This is a genomic window from Streptomyces sp. N35 (genome assembly GCF_016464295.1).
Lineage (GTDB): Bacteria > Actinomycetota > Actinomycetes > Streptomycetales > Streptomycetaceae > Streptomyces.
In genome coordinates this window covers 18920-41394 of the sequence record NZ_JAEIMH010000059.1, presented here as the reverse complement: position 1 = coordinate 41394, position 22475 = coordinate 18920, and the positions used below count along the sequence as shown (strand labels likewise).

Here is a 22475-nt window from a genome sequence, read left to right as displayed (position 1 = left end):
GCCGCCGCACCCCCGTGTGACGGGGGGCGGGACGACGGCGGTCCCCGCGAGCGGACGCGGGCCGGGTCAGGGCCGGCGTATCGCGCCCATGGCGTCGAGGAGGTCCGGGAGCCGCTCCGGAGGTCCTGCGCCGCTCGGTGCCGACCGTTCCGGGGGAGCCGCTCCCCGTCCCTGCCGACACCCAGAACAATGCCGGACGCGTGTTAAGCGCGTGCTGCGCACACATGTCGCGTGCGTGCACTTTTCCACGACGCCTGACCCAACTCCGTAAAAAATCCGCCTACTTGGCGCCACCCGCCAAGAACGCCAGCAGATCCTGCCTGCTCACGACTCCCTTGGGCTTGCCCTCCACCAGCACGATCGCCGCGTCCGCCCCGGCCGCCGAGCCCAGGACCGCCATCAGATCGCCGACCGGCTCACCGGACCCGACCTGCGGCAGCGGCGCGGACATGTGCTTCTCCAGAGGATCGCTCAGGGAGGCACGCTGGGCGAAGAGCGCATCGAGCAGCTCGCGCTCCACCACCGAGCCCACGACCTCCGCGGCCATCACGTCGGGGTGACCGGCCCCCGGCTTTACGATCGGCATCTGCGACACCCCGTACTCGCGCAGCACCTCGATCGCCTCCCCGACCGTCTCCTCGGGGTGCATATGGACGAGGTGCGGCAGCGCGCCCTCCTTGTACCGCAGTACGTCACCGACGCTCGCGGACGCCCCGGAGTCCTCCAGGAAGCCGTAGTCCGCCATCCACTCGTCGTTGAAGATCTTCGACAGGTACCCGCGCCCCGAATCCGGCAGCAGCACGACCACCACGTCGTCCTCGTCCAGCTCGCGCGCGACCTCGAGCGCGGCCACGACCGCCATGCCGCAGGAGCCGCCGACCAGGAGGCCCTCCTCCTTGGCCAGGCGGCGGGTCATCTGGAAGGAATCCTTGTCGGAGACGGCGACGATGCGGTCCGTCACCTGCTGGTCGTACGCGGTCGGCCAGAAGTCCTCGCCGACGCCCTCGACCAGATACGGGCGGCCGGAGCCGCCTGAGTAGACCGAGCCCTCGGGGTCCGCGCCGACGATCTCCACCCGGCCGTCGCTGATCTCCTTGAGATAGCGGCCGGTGCCGGAGATGGTGCCTCCGGTGCCGACACCTGCGACGAAATGGGTGATCTTTCCGGCCGTCTGCTCCCACAGTTCGGGACCGGTGGTCTCGTAGTGCGAGCGCGGATTGTTGGGGTTGGAGTACTGGTCGGGCTTCCAGGCGCCGGGGGTCTCACGGACCAGGCGGTCGGAGACGTTGTAGTACGAGTCGGGGTGCTCGGGGTCGACCGCCGTCGGGCAGACCACGACCTCCGCCCCGTACGCGCGCAGCACATTGATCTTGTCCGTGGACACCTTGTCCGGGCAGACGAAGATGCACTTGTAGCCCTTCTGCTGGGCCACGATCGCCAGGCCGACCCCGGTGTTTCCGGAGGTGGGCTCGACAATGGTGCCGCCCGGCCGCAGCTCACCGCTCTTCTCGGCGGCCTCGATCATCCGCAGGGCGATGCGGTCCTTCACGGAGCCGCCCGGGTTGAAGTACTCGACCTTGGCCAGGACGGTCGCCCTGATGCCTTCGGTCACGTTGTTGAGCCTCACCAGCGGGGTGTTGCCGACGAGGCTGATCATCGAGTCGTGGAATTGCACCGTTGTCTCCGGGTTCTGCGGCGTTCTGCGGTGTTTGCCTGGGACGGCCGTCAGCTTAAGGGTGCGTCAAGCGCGGGGAGGGACACTCTCCTCGACCGAGATTGGACAACCTGGCGTACGGGGCAAGCAGTTCTTGTACGGCGGTGTGCGACGCCGGCGTGTGAAAGGGAGGTGGCTGCGGTCCATGTCGAGGGCGAGGGTGGCACGGCGTATCGCCGCGGGTGCGGCATTCGGCGGCGGAGGTATCGGGCTCGTGGGCGCGGCCGCGGTGGGCGTGGTGCTCGCCGAGGTCCAGCTGGCGAAGCGTTCGGTGGGCAATGGGGTCGCGCCGATCCCGCCGCGCGCCAATGGTGTGTACGGGCGTTCGTACGAGGACGGCTCGCGCCCGCTGCGGCTGACGATGCTGGGTGATTCCACGGCGGCGGGCCAGGGGGTGCGCCGTGCCCGGCACACTCCGGGGGCGCTGCTCGCGCAAGGGCTCGCGGCGGTGGCGGAGCGGCCGGTCGAGCTGGTCAATGTGGCGCTGCCGGGCGCCCAGTCCGACGATCTGGACCGTCAGGTGACGCTGGTGCTCGCCAACAGCGATCCGGCCCCCGACGTCTGCGTGATCATGATCGGCGCGAACGACGTCACGCACCGTATGCCCCCGACGCAGTCCGTCCGCTATCTCGCCGCGGCCGTACGGCGCCTGCGTACGGCGGGCGCCGAGGTGGTGGTCGGCACATGCCCCGACCTGGGTTCGGTGGAGCAGGTGTACCAGCCGCTGCGGTGGCTGGCCCGCCGGGTCTCCCGTCAGCTCGCGGCCGCCCAGACGATCGGCACCGTCGAACAGGGCGGCCGCACCGTGTCCCTGGGCGATCTGCTCGGCCCGGAGTTCTCGGCGAATCCGCGCGAGATGTTCTCCCTCGACAACTACCACCCGTCCGCGGAGGGCTATGCGACCGCGGCGATGGCGGTGCTGCCCACGGTCTGCGCCTCGCTCGGCCTGTGGCCGGCGGATGAGGAGCGTCCGGACGTCACGCGCAACGAGGGCTTCCTGCCGGTCGCGCGCGCCGCGGCGGCAGCGGCTTCGGAAGGCGGTACGGAGGTCACCGCGGCGATGCCGACCGGGCCCCGGGGTCCGTGGGCGCTGCTCAAGCGGCGGCGGCGTCAGCGGATCGAGGAGCCGGAGCCGACGCCCGCGGAAAGTTCGTACAGCAACTCGCTTGACCTCAAGCTTGATTGAGGTACGAGGCTGCTCCACATGAACACGAAGGCAGCGAACACGGATACGCGGGCCGAGCCGAACCCGGATACGCAGGCCGACCCGAACACGGACACGCGGGCCGACCTGAAGGCGATCGAGGAAGTCATCGCCACGATCGAGCACTCGCAGGTCAACGAGGATCCGGAGGAGTTCCTGAGCCTGTTCCGCGCCGATGCCATCTGGACCACGGCGCACGGCAAGGTCCTGTGGGGCCTGGACGAGATCGCGGAGTTCACGCACAAGGCGCTGCCGGGCGCGATGACGAACGGCTCGGTCCGCTACGAGCTGGTGGACGTCCTCTTCATCCGCCCCGACGTCGCCGCGGTGAAGGCCCGCGGCCAGTATCTGACGCTCGACGGCGAGCCCACGGGCAACCCGACCTCGCCGATGTACGTGATGGCCAAGGAGGACGGCCGCTGGCTGCTCACGGCCAACCAGAACACCGAGCAGCTCCCGGGGTGACGTGGACCACGGGCCCGGAGGCGGTTTTGCGTGGGCGGGACCCATACCGCAAAGCCGCCTCCTGAGCGTACGCTTAGGAACGCACGACTAAGCGCACGCTCAGAAAGAGGCAGGCGTCACAGCCCGTACCCGGTGACCTTGACCGTACGTACGGGTAACTTCCCCCTCGGCCAAGCCCGAAGCGGGAGTCAGAAGCACGAGCCGCCCCGACGCCCGCCGCCGCCCCCCGAGAACCGGAGCCCGTGATGCCCGAAGCCGTGATCGTCTCCACCGCCCGCTCCCCCATCGGCCGCGCCGGCAAGGGCTCCTTGAAGGACCTGCGCCCGGACGACCTCACCGCCACGATCATCCAGGCCGCCCTGGCCAAGGTCCCCGAGCTCGACCCCAAGGACATCGACGACCTGATGCTCGGCTGCGGTCTGCCGGGCGGCGAGCAGGGCCACAACCTGGGCCGGATCGTGGCCGTGCAGATGGGCATGGACCACCTGCCGGGCTGCACCGTCACCCGCTACTGCTCCAGCTCGCTGCAGACGACCCGGATGGCGCTGCACGCCATCAAGGCCGGCGAGGGCGACGTCTTCATCTCGGCCGGTGTCGAGACGGTCTCCCGTTTCGGCAAGGGCTCATCCGACGGCCTGCCGGACACTCACAACCCGATCTTCGCCGAGGCCGAGGCCCGTACCGTCGCGGTCTCCCAGTCCACCGGCGCGAGCTGGCACGACCCGCGTGAGGACGGTCTGCTGCCCGACGCGTACATCGGCATGGGCCAGACCGCCGAGAACCTCGCCCGCGTCAAGGGCGTGACGCGTCAGGACATGGACGAGTTCGGTGTCCGCTCGCAGAACCTCGCCGAGGAAGCCATCAAGAACGGCTTCTGGGAGCGCGAGATCACCCCGGTCACCACCCCCGACGGCACGGTCGTCAGCAAGGACGACGGCCCGCGCGCCGGCGTCACGCTCGAGGGCGTCTCGGGCCTCAAGCCCGTCTTCCGCCCCGACGGCATGATCACCGCCGGCAACTGCTGCCCGCTGAACGACGGCGCCGCGGCCGTGGTCGTCATGAGCGACACCAAGGCCCGCGAGCTCGGCCTGACCCCGCTGGCCCGCATCGTCTCCACCGGCGTGACCGGCCTGTCCCCGGAGATCATGGGTCTCGGCCCGGTCGAGGCCTCGAAGCAGGCCCTCAAGCGCGCGGGTCTGACCATCGGCGACATCGACCTGGTCGAGATCAACGAGGCCTTCGCGGCGCAGGTCATCCCCTCGTACCGCGATCTGGGCATCGACATCGACAGGCTGAACGTCAACGGCGGCGCCATCGCCGTCGGCCACCCCTTCGGCATGACGGGCGCCCGCATCACCGGCACGCTGATCAACAGCCTGCAGTTCCACGACAAGCAGTTCGGTCTGGAGACCATGTGCGTCGGCGGCGGTCAGGGCATGGCGATGGTCATCGAGCGCCTCAGCTAGTCATCGAGCGCCTCGGCCGGCCATCGAGCGGTGCGGCCGGTCACCGGGTGGTCACGATGAGTCCCTGACCTGCCACGTCCGAGCCCGGGCCGTGACCCAATCTCCCCCAGGATGTGACCAATGTCCTGGGGGAGCCGCATTTCCCCAGGTCAGAGCCTTACACCCGTATGGGTGAGGTCCAAGGACCCGTCCGATTCGTGACCTTCTCCACTGACAAGCTTTAAGGCTGCACGACAAGCTGATGTAGGAAGTCGGGGGTCGACTTTGAAACCAGGAGTACGTCAGTGAGTGTCACCTTGAGTGTCCTGCTGCTCGCCATCGCCGCTGCCACGGCCATGGTCGGCGCCGCGGCGCTGCACAGTGTGCGGGGCCTGAACAAGCAGATAACGGCACTGCGGTCCGAACTGGCCGCAGACCGTGCCGCGTCCGGCCAGGTCCGGGTGCCCGGGGCCCGCTCCTCGGTGGAGCACCCCACCGCCCCCGATGTCGCCGCGATACGCAGCGCCGTCGCCGAGGCCCTGGCCGAGGAGCGCGAGCGTGAGCTGGCCGAGGCCCGCGCGTTCTGGGCCGCCCAGGAGGCGCGGGATGCCGCCGACGCCCCGTCGCTGCTCGGCACGCTGCCGCCGAACCTGGCGGAGGAGCTGTTCCTGCCGCGCCAGGCGGACTTCGCCGGCCTCGAGCAGTCGGACTTCACGGGCCTGGAGCGCGAGCTCGGCTTCGAGCTCGAGCTGGCCGAGACCGTCGAGGAGCCGGCCACGGCCGACGAGTACCCGGGCGACTCCCCGGAGCTCGCCGCGGCCCGCCGCCGTCCCCCCTCGCCCCGGGACTCCGTCCCGGTGCAGTCGGCCGCCCCCGCCAAGGAGAGCCCCGCCCTGGGCGGCACCCACGAGCACACGGCGGCCCGTCTCGCGGCGCTCGCCGACGCCCGTACCGCACTGTGCGACGTCCGTCCCGGTCCGCTCGGCACGCTCGACGTCTATGTCTTCACCGACGGCACCACGCTCTGCATGACCCCCGGTCACCGCGAGACGGCGGAGCGTCTGGCCGGCGCCCCGCAGGGCGGCGGCACCCCCGTGGCGCTCGGCGGGTCCCGAGGCTCCCGCGCCCCTTCGCCGGCGCTCCCGCGCCGCCCCCCCCCTCGTCGGGCCCCCGGGCCCCCGGGAGGCGGCGAACGGCCTGGCCGCCGCCCTGCAGGGCGGCGACACCCCGGTGCTGCTCGGCGGCTCCGGAGTCTCCGGCGCCTATTCGCTGACGTTCGCGTGCGGCGACGAGAACGTGTACATCCTGGCGGACCGCGTGATCGCCTCGGCGTAAGCGGCACACCGACTCCTGGCAAGGCCCCATACGGCAAGTGCGCCGGGGGGCCCCCACAAGGGCACCCCGGCGCACTGCTGTTCACGGCTCACACACCGGCGCGTTTCTGCGCCTCCTCAACCAGCGCGACCGCTTCCGTCAGCTCCTCATGATTTTTCAGTACGAGAGCCAAGTCCCGCCCCGCGACGGTGACTTGATCCGCAACGGCGAACATCCCGGCGTCGGGCATCGCGTGCGGCTCCCCCTCGACGCCCTCGATGATCTGGGCACGCCGTGCCAACTCGCTGGCCAGAGCGAGCGCTTCGGTCGCCGCGCCTCTCTGCAGCCGGCTCTGCGGCGCGGCCCGCAGATGGTCGGCGAAGCGGTCCACGGCAGCGTTCAGAGGCGTCGTATCAAGCACGGAGCGACCCTATGCGCCTCCTACGGGGCATTGCCAACACGGAAACGCTCAGGCACGGTGGCGTGAAGAGGACTGCCGACCCCACACGCCCGATACGCCAGCGTCCGGAGGCGCCGATGTCCCTTGTCTTCTCCGAGGAGACCCATCGCAACCTGCTCGCCCGCATCCCCCACTGCACCGGCCGTGAAGTGTCCGACTGGCTGCGCGCCGTTGACGACGGCCCCGCGTTCCTTCGCTTCGACGAGAAGGTCAGCTGGCTCCGCCATGAGTACGACCTCGCGTATGGCCACGCCAAAGCGATCATCCACGAGCACGACATGAGGAGGGCCGCGCGCAGGCTGCGTTGAGACCGCCCGACGAGACTGACGCCTGCATACGTGAAGGGGCTCCCGGTGCGAACCGGGAGCCCCTTCACTTGGCTGGTGCCTTACTGGTCCTGCGGTCAGTCGTTGCCCTGCAGGATCGAGATCAGCCGCAGCATCTCCAGGTAGATCCACACCAGCGTCATGGTGAGGCCGAAGGCCGCCATCCACGACTCCTCGCGCGGAGCGCCGTAGGCGATGCCGTCCTCGACCTGCTTGAAGTCCAGGGCGAGGAAGAAGGCGCCGAGCAGGATGCCGACGATGCCGAAGACGATGCCGAGGCCGCCGCTGCGGAAGCCGAGGCCGTCACCGCCGCCGAACACCATGAACAGGAGGTTCACGGCGGTCAGGACCAGGAACGCGGTGGCCGCGATGATCAGGTAGCGCGTGAACCGCGCGGTGACCCGCACGATGCGCGTCTTGTAGAGCACGAGCATCGTCACGAACACGGCCATGGTGCCGAGGACGGCCTGCATGGCGGCGCCGGGGGCGACGAACGTGTCGACGTAGTTGCTGATCGCGCCGAGGAAGAGCCCCTCGAGCGCGGCATACGTCAGGATCAGCGCGGGGATCGGCTTGCGCTTGAACGACTGGACCAGGGCCAGGACCATCGCCACGAGACCGGCGCCGATGGCGAGGCCGAGGTTCAGGTTCGTGACCCAGGCGACGACGGCACCCACGATGACCAGGCCGAGGGTGATGCCCGTACGGGACACCACGTCGTCCATCGTCATGCGGTTGCCGGTGGTGACCGGTGCCTGCGGGGCGCCGTGCTGGAGGTCCTGCTGCGCGTACGGGTTCTGCGCGTAGGGGTTCGTAGGCGCGGCGGTCGGCTGACCGTACGGGTTACCACCCGCGTACGGGCTGCCCTGCGTGCCTACGGCGGGGCCCCCGGCCTGCGGCCCGGCGTTGAAGCCCGCTTGGCCGTTGTCGCGGCTGAACCCCCGTCGCGAGAAGACCGGGTTGCTGCTCCTCATTTCACTCCTCTGCGCGATCACGACTGGCCACCCTGCGCGGCCTTAGGTCAAGAGTAATGCGTTAGCAAAAGATGCACCCTAGTGCTCAGGGAGGATCTTTCCCATCCCCTTGAACGACCAGGCTGCGCGCTCTGTTCCTCGCGCCGCCTGGCTCGCCCGAACCTAGACTCGGCAGGGCATGGGCAATCCGCCCCAACCCCCACAAAAAGGGAGGCCCCATGTCCGCACGAGGCAACAAGCGCCGGGCCCGCAAGAAGAAGAAGGCCAACCACGGCAAGCGCCCGAATACCTGAGCCGCGCTTCACCCACTGGAAGGACCGCCCCCCTGGGGGGCCGCGCTCCTTGGGCTGCAGGGGCCCTGCGCCCCGCCGCCGCGGGGGCGGGCTGATGACCGCCCGGGGACCAGGGGCTAGCTGACGGCAGTCGCCACGGTGGCGGCCGTCACCGCCGCCATCAGTGCCTGCATGTCACGGATGGCGGCCCGCACGCTCTCCCCCGCCCACTGCCCGTCCGCCACCTTCTCCATCCGGGGCGCGAGCTCCTTGCGGCGCCGGCCGGGGAAGGCCGACTGGTGCAGACCGGCGCCGTGGACCAGGGCCACGAGGCCGGCCGTGCGCGCGTCCGGCTCGGCGCCTTCGAGTACGACGGCGCCCAGCCGCTCCCGCAGCTCGGCCTCGACCGTCGCGTCCGCCTCGGGATAGCGGCGTACGGGAAAGATCCCCAGCGCCTTGCGCTTCTCCTCCACGACCACACCTCGGGCGCACAGCCGCTCGACGGTCGGAGCGATGACCTTGCCGTGCTCCTTCATGAGCCAGTCGTTCACGCGCCGCTTGCCGCGGTCCCCGATCCACGCCCTGATCTGCTCGAGGCGCCCGTCGAGGAGCGGCTCCCCGGTCGGCGCCGCGTCCACGACGGCGAGCTGCTTCCCGCTCACCAAGACCCGCCCCGCGAGCACCAGCTCGAGCAGGATCCCGCCCGCGACCGCCCAGGCGGCGGCCTGCTTCTGCTGGGCGGACCCGGACTCGTCGTCCAAGGACAGCAGCATGATCTCTTCGGCCAGCGTGATGGTCATCCCCGTACCCCTTTGTGCGTGTGCATCTGCGTGCGTGTTCGTGCGTGTGCATCTGCGTGTGTGCGCGCCGTGTCCGACGCTGGTCACTCAGGATCCTGATGCCCGCACCGTACGAAGTTCAAGTGACCGTGGCCTTCATGTGGCCGCGGGGATCAGCGGGCAGTGGGTGCCGGTGTAGATGGTGGGCATGCAGCGGTTGCAGTGGACGCAGAGCGAGCGGGTCGCGGAGTCGGTACGGATGCGGTGGACCAGGCCGGGCTCGCGCAGCAGCGCCCGTGCCATCGCCACGAACTCGAAGCCCTCCGCCATCGCCCTGTCCATGCCCTCGCGGTCGGTGACGCCGCCGAGCAGGACCAGGGGCAAGGTCAGTGCGCGACGGAAGCGGCGTGCGTGCTCCAGGAGAAACAGGGGCTCGTACGGGTAGGCGCGCAGGAACGACCGGCCCGCCAGCCGGATGCCGAGGCGCTGCGGCTGCGGGAACCGGGCGGCGAACTCCTTGACCGGTGCGCCGCCGCGGAAGAGGTACATGGGGTTCAGCAGAGAGCTGCCCGCCGTGAGCGTCAGGGCGTCCACCGAGCCCTCCTCCTGCAGCCACGCGGCGACCTGCAGGCTGTCCTCCACGGTCAGCCCGCCACGCACCCCGTCGGTCATGTTCAGCTTCGCCGTGACCGCGATCCGGTCCTTCACCTTCCGCCGCACCGCGGCGGCGATGGCCAGGGAGAACCTCGCCCGGTTGCGCAGCGAGCCGCCGTAGTCGTCCGTCCGCTTGTTGAGGCGGGGGCTGAGGAAGGCGCTGGCCAGGTAGTTGTGACCGAGGTGGATCTCCACGGCGTCGAACCCGGCCTCCGCGGCCTGCCAGGCCGCATCGGCATGCGCCCGCGCGACGCGCTCCAGGTCCGCCGCGGTGGCGGCCCGGTTCCGCCGCAGACTCACCGGGCTGAACTCCCCCATCGGCGACAGCGCCCGCACCCCGTTGGACCGCGCGTCGGCCACGGGCCCGGCATGCCCCAGCTGCAACGCCACCGCGGCCCCGGCTCCATGTACGGCCTCGGTGAGCCGCCGCAGCCCGGGCACCGCCTCGGGCCGCATCCACAACTGCCCACGCTGGGTGCGCCCTTCGGGCGCCACCGCACAGTAGGCCACGGTGCTCATCCCCACACCGCCGGCCGCCGGCCCCAGGTGGTAGTCGATCAGCGCATCGGTGACCAGCCCATCCGGCACCACCCCTTCGAAGGTGGCCGCCTTGACGATCCGGTTCCGCAGCCGCAGGGGCCCTATTCGCGCCGCGCCAAAGATGTCGGGCACCGCGGACGGGCCCTCACTCGCTCCCGGGACGTCTGCCATGGCGGCAGCATCCCAGAGACCTGACGCCCCGTCAGCAGCCGAAGCGCGATCCGCGGGATCGCAGGGCCACCGGGCCGCTCCAGGGGCAACCTCCCCCACCCGCGGCCGGCGAAGGTGCCCGGAACCGGACTTGAACCGGTACGCCCCCGAGGGGCAGCGAGGTTTAAGCTCGCCGTGTCTGCATTCCACCATCCGGGCAGGCCGCGGGATCGCCTGAAGCGGAGTCCGAGCCTATCCGGACACATCCCCCGAACAGCGCAACGACAGACCGATGTTGTCTTATTTTATTGACGCCTGACGGTGCGTCAGATGTGACGGATGGTCGAGTCTGCATGGTGTGTGCGGTACGCGCTCACCCCACAGGGGCACCCGGGCCCGCACAGGATTGACGGAAACCCGCCCCTTGCCCGACCGGAGCCCTCCTCCCACGCGAAGGACCAGCGACCCCTCCCACCCGAAGGACCAGAGTCTCAGGGTCGGCCCTCATACCTGGGGATGAGCCAGAGCTCTGCCCATCAGCCTCAAGAGGGCCGCTGGAACCAGAGCTGCGGCTGACTTCACGCGGGATTTACGCGGCGACGATGGAACGAGTTCGAAAGAGCCCCTTCCCCGTCCCGAACAGGAGTCCGCCCCCGTGACCACCACCCCCCTCGCCAGCCAGGCCACCGCCGTAGCCGCCCGGGCCACCGAGCTGACCAAGGTCTACGGCCAGGGCGAGACCCAGGTGGTCGCCCTGGACCGCGTGAGTGTCGACTTCCGCCAGGCTCAGCTCACCGCGATCATGGGCCCCTCCGGCTCCGGCAAGTCCACGCTGATGCACTGCGTGGCCGGGCTCGACTCCTTCAGCAGCGGCTCCGTGCGCATCGGCGAGACCGAGCTCGGGTCGCTCAAGGACAAGCAGCTGACCAAGCTGCGCCGCGACAAGATCGGGTTCATCTTCCAGGCCTTCAACCTGCTGCCCACCCTCACCGCGTACGAGAACATCACGCTCCCCATGGACATCGCCGGCCGCAAGCCCGACAAGCAGTGGGTGCAGCAGGTCATCGACATGGTCGGGCTCAAGGACCGGCTCTCCCACCGGCCGTCCCAGCTCTCCGGCGGCCAGCAGCAGCGCGTCGCCGTGGCCCGGGCGCTCGCGTCCAGGCCCGACATCATCTTCGGTGACGAGCCGACCGGAAACCTCGACTCGCGTTCCGGCGCGGAGGTGCTCGGGTTCCTGCGAAATTCCGTACGTGAGCTGGGTCAGACCGTCGTGATGGTGACCCATGACCCGGTGGCCGCCGCCTACGCCGACCGCGTCGTCTTCCTCGCCGACGGCCGCATCGTCGACGAGCTGTACGAGCCGACCGCCGACTCCGTGCTCGACCGCATGAAGCGGTTCGACGCCAAGGGCCGCACCAGCTGATCGCCCGGCCGGCACCAGCCAGCAGTCAACTCCGTACAGAGACAAGAGACTTCCATGTTCCGTACCGCCTTGCGCAATGTGCTCGCGCACAAGGCCCGGTTGCTGATGACCGTGCTCGCCGTGATGCTCGGCGTGTCCTTCGTGTCCGGCACCCTGGTCTTCACCGACTCCGTCTCCCAGGCCATCAAGAACAACGCGTCGACGAACTACAAGGACGTCGACGTCGTCATCACGCCCAAGGAAGGCCGCAACCAGGAAGAGGGCAAGCCCGGCCAGGCGCCGAAGCTCACCCAGGACCTGCTCGACAAGGTCGGGGCCACCACCGGCGTGAAGTCGGCGACCGGCTCCATCTCCGGCTACACCGCCGTCGCCGACAAGAAGGGCAAGCTCGTCGGTGACGGCTGGGCCTCCACCGGCACCAACTACCTGCCGGGCGCGGACGGCAAGGACAGCCGCTACCCGATGGAGTCCGGCCGCGGCCCGAAGAACGCGAACGAGATCGCGCTCGACTCCAAGACCGCCGAGCGCGCCGGCTACAAGGTGGGCGACACCGTCCGCCTCTCCGTCAACGGACCGGTGATCACCCCGAAGATCACCGGCATCTTCGACGCCGACGACAACGGCTCGGTCTCCGCCGGCGGCACCCTGGTCACCTTCGACAACGCCACGGCCCAGAAGCAGTTCGCGGGGCCCGGCGAGTACGACCAGATCCAGGTGAGCGCGGCCCCCGGCACCAGCCAGGCCGAGCTGCGCGACGCGCTGGCCACGGCCGTGCCGAAGACGGCCGACCTGGACACGGCGGACAAGCTCGTCGCCGACCAGGAGAAGGACATCGACGCGGAGACCTCCGGCATCAAGACCTTCATGCTGGTCTTCGCCGGAGTCGCCCTGTTCGTCGGCATCTTCATCATCGCCAACACCTTCACCATGCTGGTCGCCCAGCGCTCCAAGGAGATCGCGCTGATGCGCGCGGTGGGCGCGAGCCGTAAGCAGATCACCCGTTCCGTACTGGCCGAGGCCTTCTTCGTCGGCCTGGTCGCCGCGGTGGTCGGTCTGGCCGCCGGTATCGGCATCGGTGTCGGGATGCGCTCGATCCTCGGGACGAACGTCGGCCTGCCCGACGGCCCGACCGTCATCGCCCCGGCCACCGTGGTCTCCGCCTTCGCCGTCGGCATCATCGTCACGATGCTCTCGGCCTGGCTGCCGGGACGCCGCGCCGCGAAGATCCCGCCGGTCGCCGCGATGAACGCGCTGCACGCCACCCCCACCACCAAGGGCCTGGTCGTCCGCAACACCATCGGCGCCGTCTTCAGCGGCCTGGGCATCGCAGCCGTCCTGTACGGCCGCACGATGGCCGCATCCGACGCCAAGCTCCCGATGGGCCTGGGCGCCGCGCTCCTGGTGATCGGCATCTTCGTCCTGACCCCGCTGCTCTCGCGGCCGGTCATCGGCATCGCCGCCCCGCTCCTGAAGGCCTTCGGCATCTCCGGCAAGCTGTCGCGGCAGAACGCGGTGCGCAACCCGCGCCGTACCGCCGCGACCGCCTCGGCCCTGATGATCGGCCTGACGCTGCTCACCGGCATCACCGTGATCGCGGGCACCCTGCAGAAGTCCATCGACAAGATGGCCACCGAGGCGCTGCGCAGCGACTACGTGGTCTCCATGGCCAACCAGTCGCCGCTGTCGCCCGAGGTCGAGAAGACCCTGGCGAAGACGGACGGCGTCACCGCGACCACGCCGCTGCGGATGTCGCCCACCGAGGTCTACACGACCGACGGCGGCTCCCGCGCGGACCAGCTGGTCGGCGTCAACGGCAAGACCATCGAGGACCTGGTCAAGCTGGACTTCGCCGCCGGCGGCTGGAACCTGACCGGGGACAACGCGGTCGTCGACACCGACACCGCCAAGGCGTACGGCTGGAAGAACGGCCAGAGCGTCGACGTCACCTACGAGGACGGCAAGCGCGGCAAGCTGAACCTCGTCGGTGTCTACGAGGGCAACGAGATGATCAAGGGCCTGATGGTCGACACCTCGGTCCTCACGCCCCATATGAAGACCCCGGCCGACTTCCAGGTCATGCTGAAGACCTCGGACGGTGTCTCGGAGGCGACCAAGGACAAGCTGGTCAAGGCACTTGGCGAGAACCCGGCGATCTCCGTGGACGACAAGGCCGATATCTCCAAGGCCATCGGCGGCATCTTCAACATGATCCTGAACATGCTGTACGGGCTGCTCGCGATGGCCGTCCTGGTCGCCGTGATCGGCGTGATCAACACCCTCGCGATGTCGGTGTTCGAGCGCCGGCAGGAGATCGGCATGCTGCGGGCGATCGGCCTGGACCGCAAGGGCATCAAGCGGATGGTCCGCCTGGAGGCCATCGCGATCTCGGTCTTCGGCGGTGTGCTCGGCATCGGTCTCGGTCTGTTCTTCGGCTGGGCCACGGGCGAACTGCTCAAGTCCGCGCTGACCACGTACACCCTGGTCATCCCGTGGGGCCGGATGGGCATCTTCCTCGCCCTGGCCGGTGTGGTGGGCGTCCTCGCCGCGCTGTGGCCGGCGCGCCGGGCGGCGAAGCTGAACATGCTGGAGGCCATCAAGGCCGAGTGACTCTTTCGGCTGTACGAGGCGAAGGCCCGGCTCCCGTTCACGGGAGCCGGGCCTTCGGCCACGGACTTGCCCGCAGAGCGCAGGTCCGTTCGGCTTTCGGTGCGCAACGACAGCTGAGGCGACTGGACTTCCGTCGTATCGGGCTCATCGCACTTATGGCGACACACACGACCGGGCCGCCCACCGCCGCCCGCCTGCCGCGATCCTGTCCCCGCCCCATGCGTACGCACCGGAAGCGAGGACCCGATGGCCCCCCGCAAGCCCACCCTCTGCCTGTGCATGATCGTGAAGAACGAGGCGCAGGTCATCGAGCGCTGCCTCGCCTCCGTGCGCGATCTGATCGACACCTGGTGCATCTGCGACACGGGTTCCACGGACGTTACGCAGGAACTGATCCGCACAGCCCTCGACGGGATCCCTGGTGAGCTGCGCGAGGAGCCCTGGCAGGACTTCGGGCACAACCGTTCGCTCAACCTCCGCCACGCGTACGGCAAGGCGGACTACCTGCTGCTGGTCGACGCGGACATGGTCGTACGCCAGGACGCCCCGCTGCCGCCCCTGGGCTCGGACGCGTATCTGCTCAAGCACGCGGGCGAGAGCGAGTACCGGATCAAACGGCTGGTGCGCGGGGATGTGCGCTGGCATTACGTGGGGGCCACGCACGAGTACCTGACCTCGCACCAGGACCATCGCCAAGAGAACCTTGACGCGCTGGTCATCGAGCACTTCGCGGACGGGGGTTCGCGCGCCGACAAGTTCGAGCGGGACGCCGGGCTGCTGCGCCGGGAGCTCGCGCGCGACCCGGGCAACACCCGCACGGTCTTCTATCTCGCCCAGACCCTGCGGGACTTGGGCGAGCACGAGGAGTCCGTCGCCCTGTACGAGCGGCGGGCGCGGATGGGCGGCTGGGCCGAGGAGGTCTACTTCTCGCTGCTCCAGGCCGGCGTCCAGCGCGCCGACCACGGCGACTGGCCCGGCGGCATGGACTGCCTGGTGCGGGCGTGGGAGTCACGGCCCGAGCGCTTGGAAGCCCTGTACGAGCTGACCAGCAGGCTGCGCCTGAAGGAGCAGTACCGAGCAGCCCACTCCTTCGCGAGCGCGGGCATCGACCGGCCGCGGCCACAGGACGATCTGTTCGTCCAGCCGTGGGTGTACCGCTGGGGCATGCTCTTCGAGTACTCGATCACCGCGTACTGGACGGGAGACGCTACCGCCTCCGTGGCCGCCTGCGACCGGCTGCTCGCCATGGCCGACCTGCCCGACGCCTACCGCCACCAAGTCCTGGTCAACCGACAGTTCGGCCTCACCCTGGTACCCCAGTCGCGCACGGTACGCATCCCGCAGCCGATCTGGTGAACTGCCGCACCGAACCACGCTCCCCCCACGCCGAGTTGGGGCCCATGGCGTTGTCCCCGCTCTACGTCAAGGACCCCGCCATGGCCCCGTTACGGGCCGACACCGTGCCGCCCCCCTGCTGATCGCTCCGACCAGCAGGGGGCCGGCGAAGCGGTCACGCGAGCGAGAACACCTGGGAGACCGCGACCACGGCGGGGAGTGGCGCTCGCTTCACGTCATCGCGTTGCCCTCACATGCACACAGCACGGACGCGCAGGGTTCCGCTGCCGAAGCCGGTGGCTTCGACGGTTGCCGTGTAGCCGGTGCCGTCGGCCGTGGGGATGCTGCTCACGAACTCCCCGAAGTCCTGGATCCCGACCGCATTGAGAGTCTCCGCCCCACCCCCGACGACCCGCGTCCCGGCGGGACAGGGCGCCACGAGGGTGTATTCCTGGCCGAAGTTGATCGTGCTGATGTTCAGCTCCCTTGTGACGATCTGGGGGGTTTTGGTGGGGCCGGTCGGGCCGACTGGGCCGGTGGGGCCCGTGGCGCCGGTGGCGCCGGCTGGGCCGGTCGGGCCTGATGCGCCGGTGAGCCCGGTGGCGCCGACTGGACCGGTGAGCCCGATGGGGCCGGCTGGACCAGTCGGTCCGGTCGGACCTGATGCGCCGGTGAGCCCGGTGGCGCCGGTGGCGCCGACTGGACCGGTGAGCCCGATGGGGCCGGTCGTTCCCGACGGGCCCGTGGCTCCCGTGGCTCCCGTGGCTCCCGTGGCTCCCGTGGCTCCCGTGGCTCCCGTGGCTCCCGTGGGGCCGACGCCGCCCGCGGGGCCCGTGGTTCCTGTGGGACCCGTAGCGCCTGTCAGGCCCGTGGCGCCGGTCGGGCCGGCCGGCCCTGATGCACCGGTGGAGCCGGTCGGACCAGTCGGGCCGGTCGAGCCAGTCGGGCCGGATGCTCCGGATGGACCGGCCAGGCCGGTCGGGCCGACCGGCCCCGTGGCTCCCGTAGGCCCGACTCCGCCTGCCGCGCCCGTGTCACCGACCGGACCTGCGGGACCAGTTGGCCCCCCAGGCCCCGTCGGGCCGGCCTCTCCGGAAGGACCGGCCGGCCCCGTGGCGCCTGTCGGCCCAGCCGGCCCCTCGGAGCCGTCTTCGCCTGCCGGTCCAGTGGCGCCGGTCTCCCCCGTTGCTCCCGTCACACCCGCGACACCGGGCAGCCCCTGAGGTCCGGCGAGGCCAGTCGGCCCCGTGGCGCCCGCTGGACCCGCTGGGCCGCGCGCGCCGGTCGCACCGGTCTCCCCCGTAGCTCCCGTCAGGCCCGGCTCTCCCTTGACACCAGCGGCCCCGGTAGGGCCAGTTGGGCCGCTCGCGCCAACCGGGCCAGTGGGTCCGGCCGGACCGATGGCGCCTGTCGCACCCGCAGCGCCGGGCAACCCTTGAGGTCCGGCAGGACCCGTCGGTCCCGCCTCACCTGCGGGCCCCGTCGCACCAGTTGCGCCCGTCTCCCCCGGCCGCCCGTCCACACCCGCCGGACCAGTCGGCCCCGTGGGACCTGTCTCCCCCGCCGCCCCTGTGGCTCCCGGCACACCGTCCTTACCCATCGGGCCAGTTGGACCGGTCGGTCCCACAGCCCCCTGAGGACCCGTATCCCCCGCAGCGCCGGTCGGTCCCGTCAGGCCATCGGCACCAGCCGCGCCTGACGGACCCGCTGGGCCGACAGGTCCCGTAGACCCGGTCGGCCCAGTCGCGCCCGTGGCACCTGTCTCCCCCGCCGGACCCGCGACACCCGGCACCCCGGCAGGGCCCGGAGAACCACGCTCGCCCGTCGCACCAGTTGCGCCCGTCTCCCCGGCAGGCCCCGCCGCCCCTGTGGCTCCCGGCACACCGTCCTTACCCATCGGGCCAGTTGGACCGGTCAGTCCCACAGCCCCCTGAGGACCCGTAGCCCCCGCAGGGCCAGTCGGCCCCGTGGGCCCGGTCTGACCCACCGGCCCCAACGGGCCCGCAGCGCCGGTCGGTCCCGTCAGGCCATCGGCACCAGCCGCGCCTGTCGGACCCGCTGGGCCCACAGGTCCCGTAGACCCAGCCGGCCCAGTCGCGCCCGTGGCACCAGCAGGCCCTTCCGGCCCTACCTCACCTGTCGCACCTGTCGCACCCAAAGCACCCTCAGGGCCTGCCGCTCCCGGTGGGCCGACAGGCCCCGCCGGGCCGGTGAGTCCTGCTGGACCCGTCGGACCTGGCACACCCTTGGGCCCGTTCGCTCCCATCCCGCCCGTGGGCCCGGTTGCTCCTGTCGGACCCGAGGCACCCATCGGCCCCGCCGGTCCCATCGGCCCCGCCGGTCCAGTCGGCCCCGCCGGTCCCGTCGCACCCGTCGCACCCGTCGCACCCGTCGCGCCTGTCGGCCCTGCCACCCCCGGATTTCCCTCCAAGTCGCTGACGAAGTCGAGTTGGGACTTGCCTGGATGGGTCTCCAGCCACTCCTCGTACGCCGAGTCGCCCTCCTCGCCCGGCACTCCCGAGTCACCCTTCGGCCCCTGAGGACCCGTGGCCCCCGTCGCACCCGTGGCACCCGTCGCCCCCGTGGCACCCGTGGCACCCGTGGCACCCGTGGCACCCGTAGCACCCGTAGCACCCGTAGCACCCGTAGCACCCGTAGCACCCGTAGCACCCGTAGCACCCGACAGACCCGTCGGCCCGACCGGTCCAGCTGGACCCACCGGCCCCACCGGCCCAGTCGGACCTGTCGCCCCAGTCGCCCCCTTTCCCCCACACACCCCACAGGACCCCGTCGGCCCAGCCGGGCCCACCGGCCCCCTGGGACCCGTCGGACCGGTCGGCCCCGTGAGCCGGCCTCCACCCCCGGTACCGGACCCGACGACCGGACCGGAACCGCCGCCGGGGCCGGATACGCAGAACGGCACCCTGCCGTGGTTGGTGACGTAGCGGGCGCTCAGCCAGCCCTGGCGGCCGGCCGGCTTGTACCAGTGGTTCGTGCCGTTGACCCACTGCCCCCGCGTCTTGCACTGGAGAGTGAGCCGCGCGCCCGGACCGTAACTGCCGAGTACGCGCGAAGCCGTCGTGGGGCGGGCGCGGACGTACTGGCCGATGCGGGACGTCACGGTGCCGGGAGTACCCTTCGCCGCGATCGCGGCCAGCGCTTCCCCCATCGGCGAGGACGGGAGAAGCGGCACAGCAGCACGCACGGGGCAGGCCGAGAGGGTCAGACCGAGGGTCACGACCCCGAACATCGAACGGGACAGCACGTCCCGTGAGGTGGGCGAGAGCACGCCGGCACCGCTCTTTCCGTAAGGGAGACCAGGGCAGGCCGACAATGCGGCTCGCAGCCTGCTTTTCAGTTCAACCGCACGGACATGAGGGCCGGGTGGACCTACAACATCACGTCTCCGGGTGAGTACGATGCGCCTCCCACGTACGCGAGCGCAGCGGCATCCCCGAGTCCCCCGACACTGGCGTCCGTACCGCCAGGACCTGGTTCACGCCGATGCGATTACGGCGGAAGGCCATCGCGCTCGCGGCCATGTACAGACGCCAGACGCGGGCGCGGCCCGGGGACGAAAGCCGGACCGCCTGCGGCCAGTTCGCCTCCAGGTTCGCCACCCAGCGGCACAGCGTCAGGGCGTAGTGCTCACGGATCGACTCCACGTCGCGGACCTCGAAACCGGCCGTCTCCAGCTGCGTGACCGTGCTGCCGACCGGGGACAGCTCGCCGTCCGGGAAGACGTACGCGTCGATGAACTCATCGATGCTGTACGCCGATTCGTCGGCCAGCGGGCGGCGGGCGATCTGGTGGTTGAGCAGCCGCCCGCCGGGCTTGAGCAGGGCGTGCAGGTCGCGCGCGTACTCCAGGTACCGGGCCGAGCCGACGTGTTCGGCCATCCCGATCGAGGAGATCGCGTCGTACGGGCCGTCGCGGACGTCGCGGTAGTCCTGGACGCGGATCTCGATCTGGTCGGTGAGGCCCTCCTCCGCGATGCGTTTCCTCGCGTACGTGGCCTGCTCGCGCGAGAGCGTGATGCCGACGACGCGTACGCCGTGCTCGCGGGCGGCGTGGACGGCCATCGACCCCCAGCCGCAGCCGACGTCGAGGAGTCTTCGGCCCGGCTCCAACTCGAGCTTGCGGCAGACGAGTTCGAGCTTGTCGCGCTGGGCCTCCTCGAGGGTGCCGCCGTCCGTCCAGTACGCGCACGAGTAGACCATCGAGGGGCCGAGGACCAGCTCGTAGAAGTCGTTGCCGACGTCGTAGTGGTGGCTGATGGCCCGGCGGTCGCGGATCTTGGTGTGCAGGGCGCCGGTGCGGCGGCGTACCTCTTCGCGCGGCGGGGGCGGGGGCGGGAGCGGGCCCGCAAGGCGGACGAGTTCGCGTACGGCGGCGCGGGTGCGCGCATCGCGCAGCGACGGCCCGGGCAGGTCGTCGCGCTCCCAGACGAGGCCGGCGATGGCGCCGAGCGCCTCGTACAGGTCGCCCTCGACATCGATCTCACCGGCGACCCAGGCGCGGGCGAGACCCAGCTCGCCCGGCCTGAACAGGATGCGGCGCAGGGCGCGGCGGTGGCGGATGACGAGGGTGGGAGTGTTCGGAGGGCCGTACTCGCTGCCGTCCCAGGCGCGCAGCCGTAGGGGGAGCTCGGCCCCCAGGAGCTGCTCGGCGAGTGTGGTCAGCCGCTGCGCGGCGTCCGGCATGGCGGATCACCTTCCCTGTCTCGGAACGGTTCCTCCTTCACGTAAACACCGCGAGCGTCGATTTCAAGCCCGGGAGGGCTGTTGGGGGCTGGTTCGGGTGCGCTGGTGATGGTCGCCAGGCCTCAGCTCCGACCGGGGGACCAATTGTGCACACCGTATGGGGCGAATCGGACATCGTGTGGACGTATGCCCCCCCGGCCGGCCACGGGCGAGACACCCCAGCCCCGAGGGGCCCCCCCCCCCCGCGGAGGGGGGGCGCCCCCTTCGGGCGTGAGCTGGAGCTGGTTACGGCGTCAGGAGGCCTTGGCCTTCTCCGACGACGGGGCGGAAGCAGCCGCGGCCGGGGGCCTCTCCGCGGACGTCTGAGCCACCGGGGCGGGACGCGCCGCCTCGAAGAACTCCTCGCGCGGCGCCTCGAGGGCACCGAGCGAGACGACCTCGCGCTTGAGGAACATCGCGAGCGTCCAGTCCGCGAAGACCCGGATCTTGCGGTTGAACGTCGGCATCGCCATGCCGTGGTACGCGCGGTGCATGTACCAGGCGAGACGGCCCTTGAGCTTGATCTTCATCTTGCCCATGACGATCATCGCGACGCCCTTGTGGAGGCCGAGACCCGCCACCGCACCCTTGTTGGCGTGCTTGTACTCCTTCTGCGGGAAGCCCCGCATACCGGAGATCACGTTGTCGCCGAGGACCTTGGCCTGACGCAGCGCGTGCTGGGCGTTCGGCGGGCACCAGGCACCCTCGCCGACGGCGAGGTCCGGCACCTGGGCGTTGTCGCCCGCGGCCCAGATGTAGTCGGTGCCCTGGACCTGGAGGGTCGTCTGGGTGTCGACGTGGCCGCGCGGGCCGAGCGGCAGACCGAAGCGCTGCAGCGCCGGGTTGGGCTTGACGCCCGCGGTCCACACGATGGTGTTGGAGTCGACCTCGAGGCCGTTCTTGAGGACCACGTGGCCGTCGACGCAGGAGTCCATCGACGTCGACAGGTAGACCTCGATACCGCGGCCTTCGAGGTGCTCCTTGCCGTAGGCGCCCAGCTTCGGGCCGACCTCGGGAAGGATCTTGTCCGCGGCGTCGACGAGGACGAACCGCATGTCCTCGCGCTTGACGTTGTTGTAGTACTTGGCCGCGTCGCGGGCCATGTCCTCGACCTCGCCGATCGTCTCGGCGCCGGCGAAGCCACCACCGACGAACACGAAGGTCAGCGCCTTGCGGCGGACCTCCTCGTCCTTGGTGGAGTCGGCCTTGTCGAGCTGCTCGAGGACGTGGTTGCGCAGGCCGATCGCCTCCTCGATGCCCTTCATACCGATGCCCTGCTCGGCGAGGCCGGGGATCGGGAAGGTGCGGGAGATGGCGCCGAGCGCGATGACCAGGTAGTCGAAGGGCAGCTCGTACGCCTCGCCGACCAGCGGGGCGATGGAGGCGACCTTGCGGTCCTGGTCGATGTTCGTGACGCGACCGGTGAGCACCTCGGCCTTGGGCAGAACGCGTCGCAGCGGTACGACGACGTGCCTCGGCGAGATGCTGCCGGCAGCAGCTTCGGGGAGGAAGGGCTGATACGTCATGTACGAGCGCGGGTCGACGACCGTGACGGTCGCTTCCGCGTAACGCATCTTCTTGAGAATGCGTCGCGCTGCGTACAGGCCTACGTACCCGCCACCTACTACGAGGATCCTGGGACGCTCCGTGGTGCTCATGCCATCGAGTATCCACCCGGTCGGCAGGGGTCGCTCGTGCGCCCCTTCACAAGGTTGTCGGGACCCTCTGCTACACTGCGCGGCTCGCGTGATGCAGCTCATGGTCACGCGAGGGAACCATGGGGTACGGGAGAACGTTGTTCACCCCTATTGAGCTGGGTTTCCGGGGGATCCACGCGGTGGACCACTGCCCGCGTTCACCTCGGCGTCACCGGCGCGGAACGCGCCGGAATCAACGCGCACACCATGATCATGTCCCCGATTCGGACTCCGGGGCCGCCCTGTTCACCCAAGGGGCGCCATTTCCTTGTGAAGAACTTCACGAAGTTCCTGTGGACGAAGGGGGGGGAGGGGCCCCTCCCCCCCCGCGCCCCCGGAGTCCCAGGGGCCCCCGGGAAACGATGCAAGGG

Annotated in this window: 15 protein-coding genes, 1 tRNA gene and 1 pseudogene; 9 read left to right on the top strand and 8 right to left on the bottom strand. The window is 70.4% G+C overall.

All coding sequences use genetic code 11. The annotated features are described in order from the left end of the window. Nucleotides 1–280: 280 nt before the first annotated feature. On the bottom strand, nt 281–1675 hold the full coding sequence (locus JAO81_RS28290; protein WP_199550788.1) for a cystathionine beta-synthase: 1395 nt from the start codon (nt 1673–1675) through the stop codon (nt 281–283). Between the two features lie 175 nt (nt 1676–1850). On the opposite strand from JAO81_RS28290, the gene JAO81_RS28285 reads away from it, so the two are divergent. From JAO81_RS28285 to JAO81_RS42800, 4 genes and pseudogenes are all read left to right on the top strand, one after another. Further along, entirely contained in the window at nt 1851–2900 is a 1050-nt protein-coding gene (locus JAO81_RS28285) for an SGNH/GDSL hydrolase family protein (RefSeq protein ID WP_199550809.1), read from the top strand. Nucleotides 2901–2918: 18 nt separating this feature from the next. After that, nucleotides 2919–3383: an SgcJ/EcaC family oxidoreductase gene (locus JAO81_RS28280; RefSeq protein WP_199550787.1), complete on the top strand. Its 465-nt coding sequence runs from the start codon at nt 2919–2921 to the stop codon at nt 3381–3383. Nucleotides 3384–3628: 245 nt separating this feature from the next. Then, nucleotides 3629–4849 carry an acetyl-CoA C-acetyltransferase gene (locus JAO81_RS28275; protein ID WP_199550786.1) on the top strand — a complete coding sequence of 407 codons (1221 nt, stop codon included), beginning with the start codon at nt 3629–3631 and terminating at the stop codon, nt 4847–4849. A 296-nt stretch (nt 4850–5145) separates the two neighbouring features. Further along, a pseudogene (locus JAO81_RS42800) lies at nt 5146–5889 on the top strand (hypothetical protein); the annotation flags it as partial. 362 nt (nt 5890–6251) lie between these two features. Here the strand turns inward: JAO81_RS42800 and JAO81_RS28265 are convergent. After that, nucleotides 6252–6563, bottom strand: a complete 312-nt coding sequence (locus JAO81_RS28265) for a hypothetical protein (RefSeq protein ID WP_199550784.1) — start codon at nt 6561–6563, stop codon at nt 6252–6254. Between the two features lie 116 nt (nt 6564–6679). Between JAO81_RS28265 and JAO81_RS28260 the strand changes: the two genes are divergently transcribed. After that, on the top strand, nt 6680–6910 hold the full coding sequence (locus tag JAO81_RS28260; protein ID WP_165333705.1) for a DUF4287 domain-containing protein: 231 nt from the start codon (nt 6680–6682) through the stop codon (nt 6908–6910). 95 nt (nt 6911–7005) lie between these two features. Here the strand turns inward: JAO81_RS28260 and JAO81_RS28255 are convergent, their stop codons facing one another. Further along, nucleotides 7006–7902 carry a Bax inhibitor-1/YccA family protein gene (locus tag JAO81_RS28255; protein WP_199550783.1) on the bottom strand — a complete coding sequence of 299 codons (897 nt, stop codon included), beginning with the start codon at nt 7900–7902 and terminating at the stop codon, nt 7006–7008. A 218-nt stretch (nt 7903–8120) separates the two neighbouring features. Here JAO81_RS28255 and JAO81_RS44085 point away from each other — a divergent pair, with 218 nt between their 5' ends. Next, entirely contained in the window at nt 8121–8195 is a 75-nt protein-coding gene (locus tag JAO81_RS44085; protein ID WP_374194360.1) for a 50S ribosomal protein bL37, read from the top strand. 116 nt (nt 8196–8311) lie between these two features. Here JAO81_RS44085 and JAO81_RS28250 read toward each other — a convergent pair whose 3' ends face one another. The 3 genes from JAO81_RS28250 to JAO81_RS28240 all read right to left on the bottom strand — a co-directional run bounded on the left by JAO81_RS28250 (nt 8312) and on the right by JAO81_RS28240 (nt 10516). Further along, nucleotides 8312–8974, bottom strand: a complete 663-nt coding sequence (locus tag JAO81_RS28250; protein WP_199550782.1) for a GPP34 family phosphoprotein — start codon at nt 8972–8974, stop codon at nt 8312–8314. 135 nt (nt 8975–9109) lie between these two features. Continuing rightward, on the bottom strand, nt 9110–10318 hold the full coding sequence (locus tag JAO81_RS28245; RefSeq protein ID WP_199550781.1) for an NADH:flavin oxidoreductase: 1209 nt from the start codon (nt 10316–10318) through the stop codon (nt 9110–9112). A gap of 115 nt (nt 10319–10433) precedes the next feature. After that, nucleotides 10434–10516 (bottom strand) — tRNA-Leu (locus JAO81_RS28240). A gap of 436 nt (nt 10517–10952) precedes the next feature. Here JAO81_RS28240 and JAO81_RS28235 point away from each other — a divergent pair. The 3 genes from JAO81_RS28235 to JAO81_RS28225 all read left to right on the top strand — a co-directional run bounded on the left by JAO81_RS28235 (nt 10953) and on the right by JAO81_RS28225 (nt 15686). Beyond that, nucleotides 10953–11723, top strand: a complete 771-nt coding sequence (locus tag JAO81_RS28235) for an ABC transporter ATP-binding protein (protein ID WP_199550780.1) — start codon at nt 10953–10955, stop codon at nt 11721–11723. Nucleotides 11724–11777: 54 nt separating this feature from the next. Further along, on the top strand, nt 11778–14330 hold the full coding sequence (locus tag JAO81_RS28230) for an ABC transporter permease (RefSeq protein ID WP_199550779.1): 2553 nt from the start codon (nt 11778–11780) through the stop codon (nt 14328–14330). A 246-nt stretch (nt 14331–14576) separates the two neighbouring features. After that, entirely contained in the window at nt 14577–15686 is a 1110-nt protein-coding gene (locus tag JAO81_RS28225; RefSeq protein WP_233416030.1) for a glycosyltransferase, read from the top strand. 3377 nt (nt 15687–19063) lie between these two features. Here JAO81_RS28225 and JAO81_RS28215 read toward each other — a convergent pair. Both JAO81_RS28215 and JAO81_RS28210 read right to left on the bottom strand, forming a co-directional pair. Further along, a complete protein-coding gene (locus tag JAO81_RS28215; RefSeq protein ID WP_199550778.1) occupies nt 19064–20368 on the bottom strand; it encodes a cyclopropane-fatty-acyl-phospholipid synthase family protein in 1305 nt (434 codons plus the stop codon). Nucleotides 20369–20661: 293 nt separating this feature from the next. After that, a complete protein-coding gene (locus JAO81_RS28210) occupies nt 20662–22065 on the bottom strand; it encodes an NAD(P)/FAD-dependent oxidoreductase (RefSeq protein ID WP_199550777.1) in 1404 nt (467 codons plus the stop codon). Nucleotides 22066–22475: the final 410 nt, after the last annotated feature.

Coding starts and splice junctions, on each gene's coding strand:
- JAO81_RS28280 (WP_199550787.1), top strand. CDS start 2,919: ATGAACACGAAGGCAGCGAACACGGATACGCGGGCCGAGCCGAACCCG.
- JAO81_RS28275 (WP_199550786.1), top strand. CDS start 3,629: ATGCCCGAAGCCGTGATCGTCTCCACCGCCCGCTCCCCCATCGGCCGC.
- JAO81_RS28260 (WP_165333705.1), top strand. CDS start 6,680: ATGTCCCTTGTCTTCTCCGAGGAGACCCATCGCAACCTGCTCGCCCGC.
- JAO81_RS28255 (WP_199550783.1), bottom strand. CDS start 7,902: ATGAGGAGCAGCAACCCGGTCTTCTCGCGACGGGGGTTCAGCCGCGAC.
- JAO81_RS28250 (WP_199550782.1), bottom strand. CDS start 8,974: ATGACCATCACGCTGGCCGAAGAGATCATGCTGCTGTCCTTGGACGAC.
- JAO81_RS28245 (WP_199550781.1), bottom strand. CDS start 10,318: ATGGCAGACGTCCCGGGAGCGAGTGAGGGCCCGTCCGCGGTGCCCGAC.
- JAO81_RS28230 (WP_199550779.1), top strand. CDS start 11,778: ATGTTCCGTACCGCCTTGCGCAATGTGCTCGCGCACAAGGCCCGGTTG.
- JAO81_RS28225 (WP_233416030.1), top strand. CDS start 14,577: ATGGCCCCCCGCAAGCCCACCCTCTGCCTGTGCATGATCGTGAAGAAC.
- JAO81_RS28215 (WP_199550778.1), bottom strand. CDS start 20,368: ATGCCGGACGCCGCGCAGCGGCTGACCACACTCGCCGAGCAGCTCCTG.
- JAO81_RS28210 (WP_199550777.1), bottom strand. CDS start 22,065: ATGAGCACCACGGAGCGTCCCAGGATCCTCGTAGTAGGTGGCGGGTAC.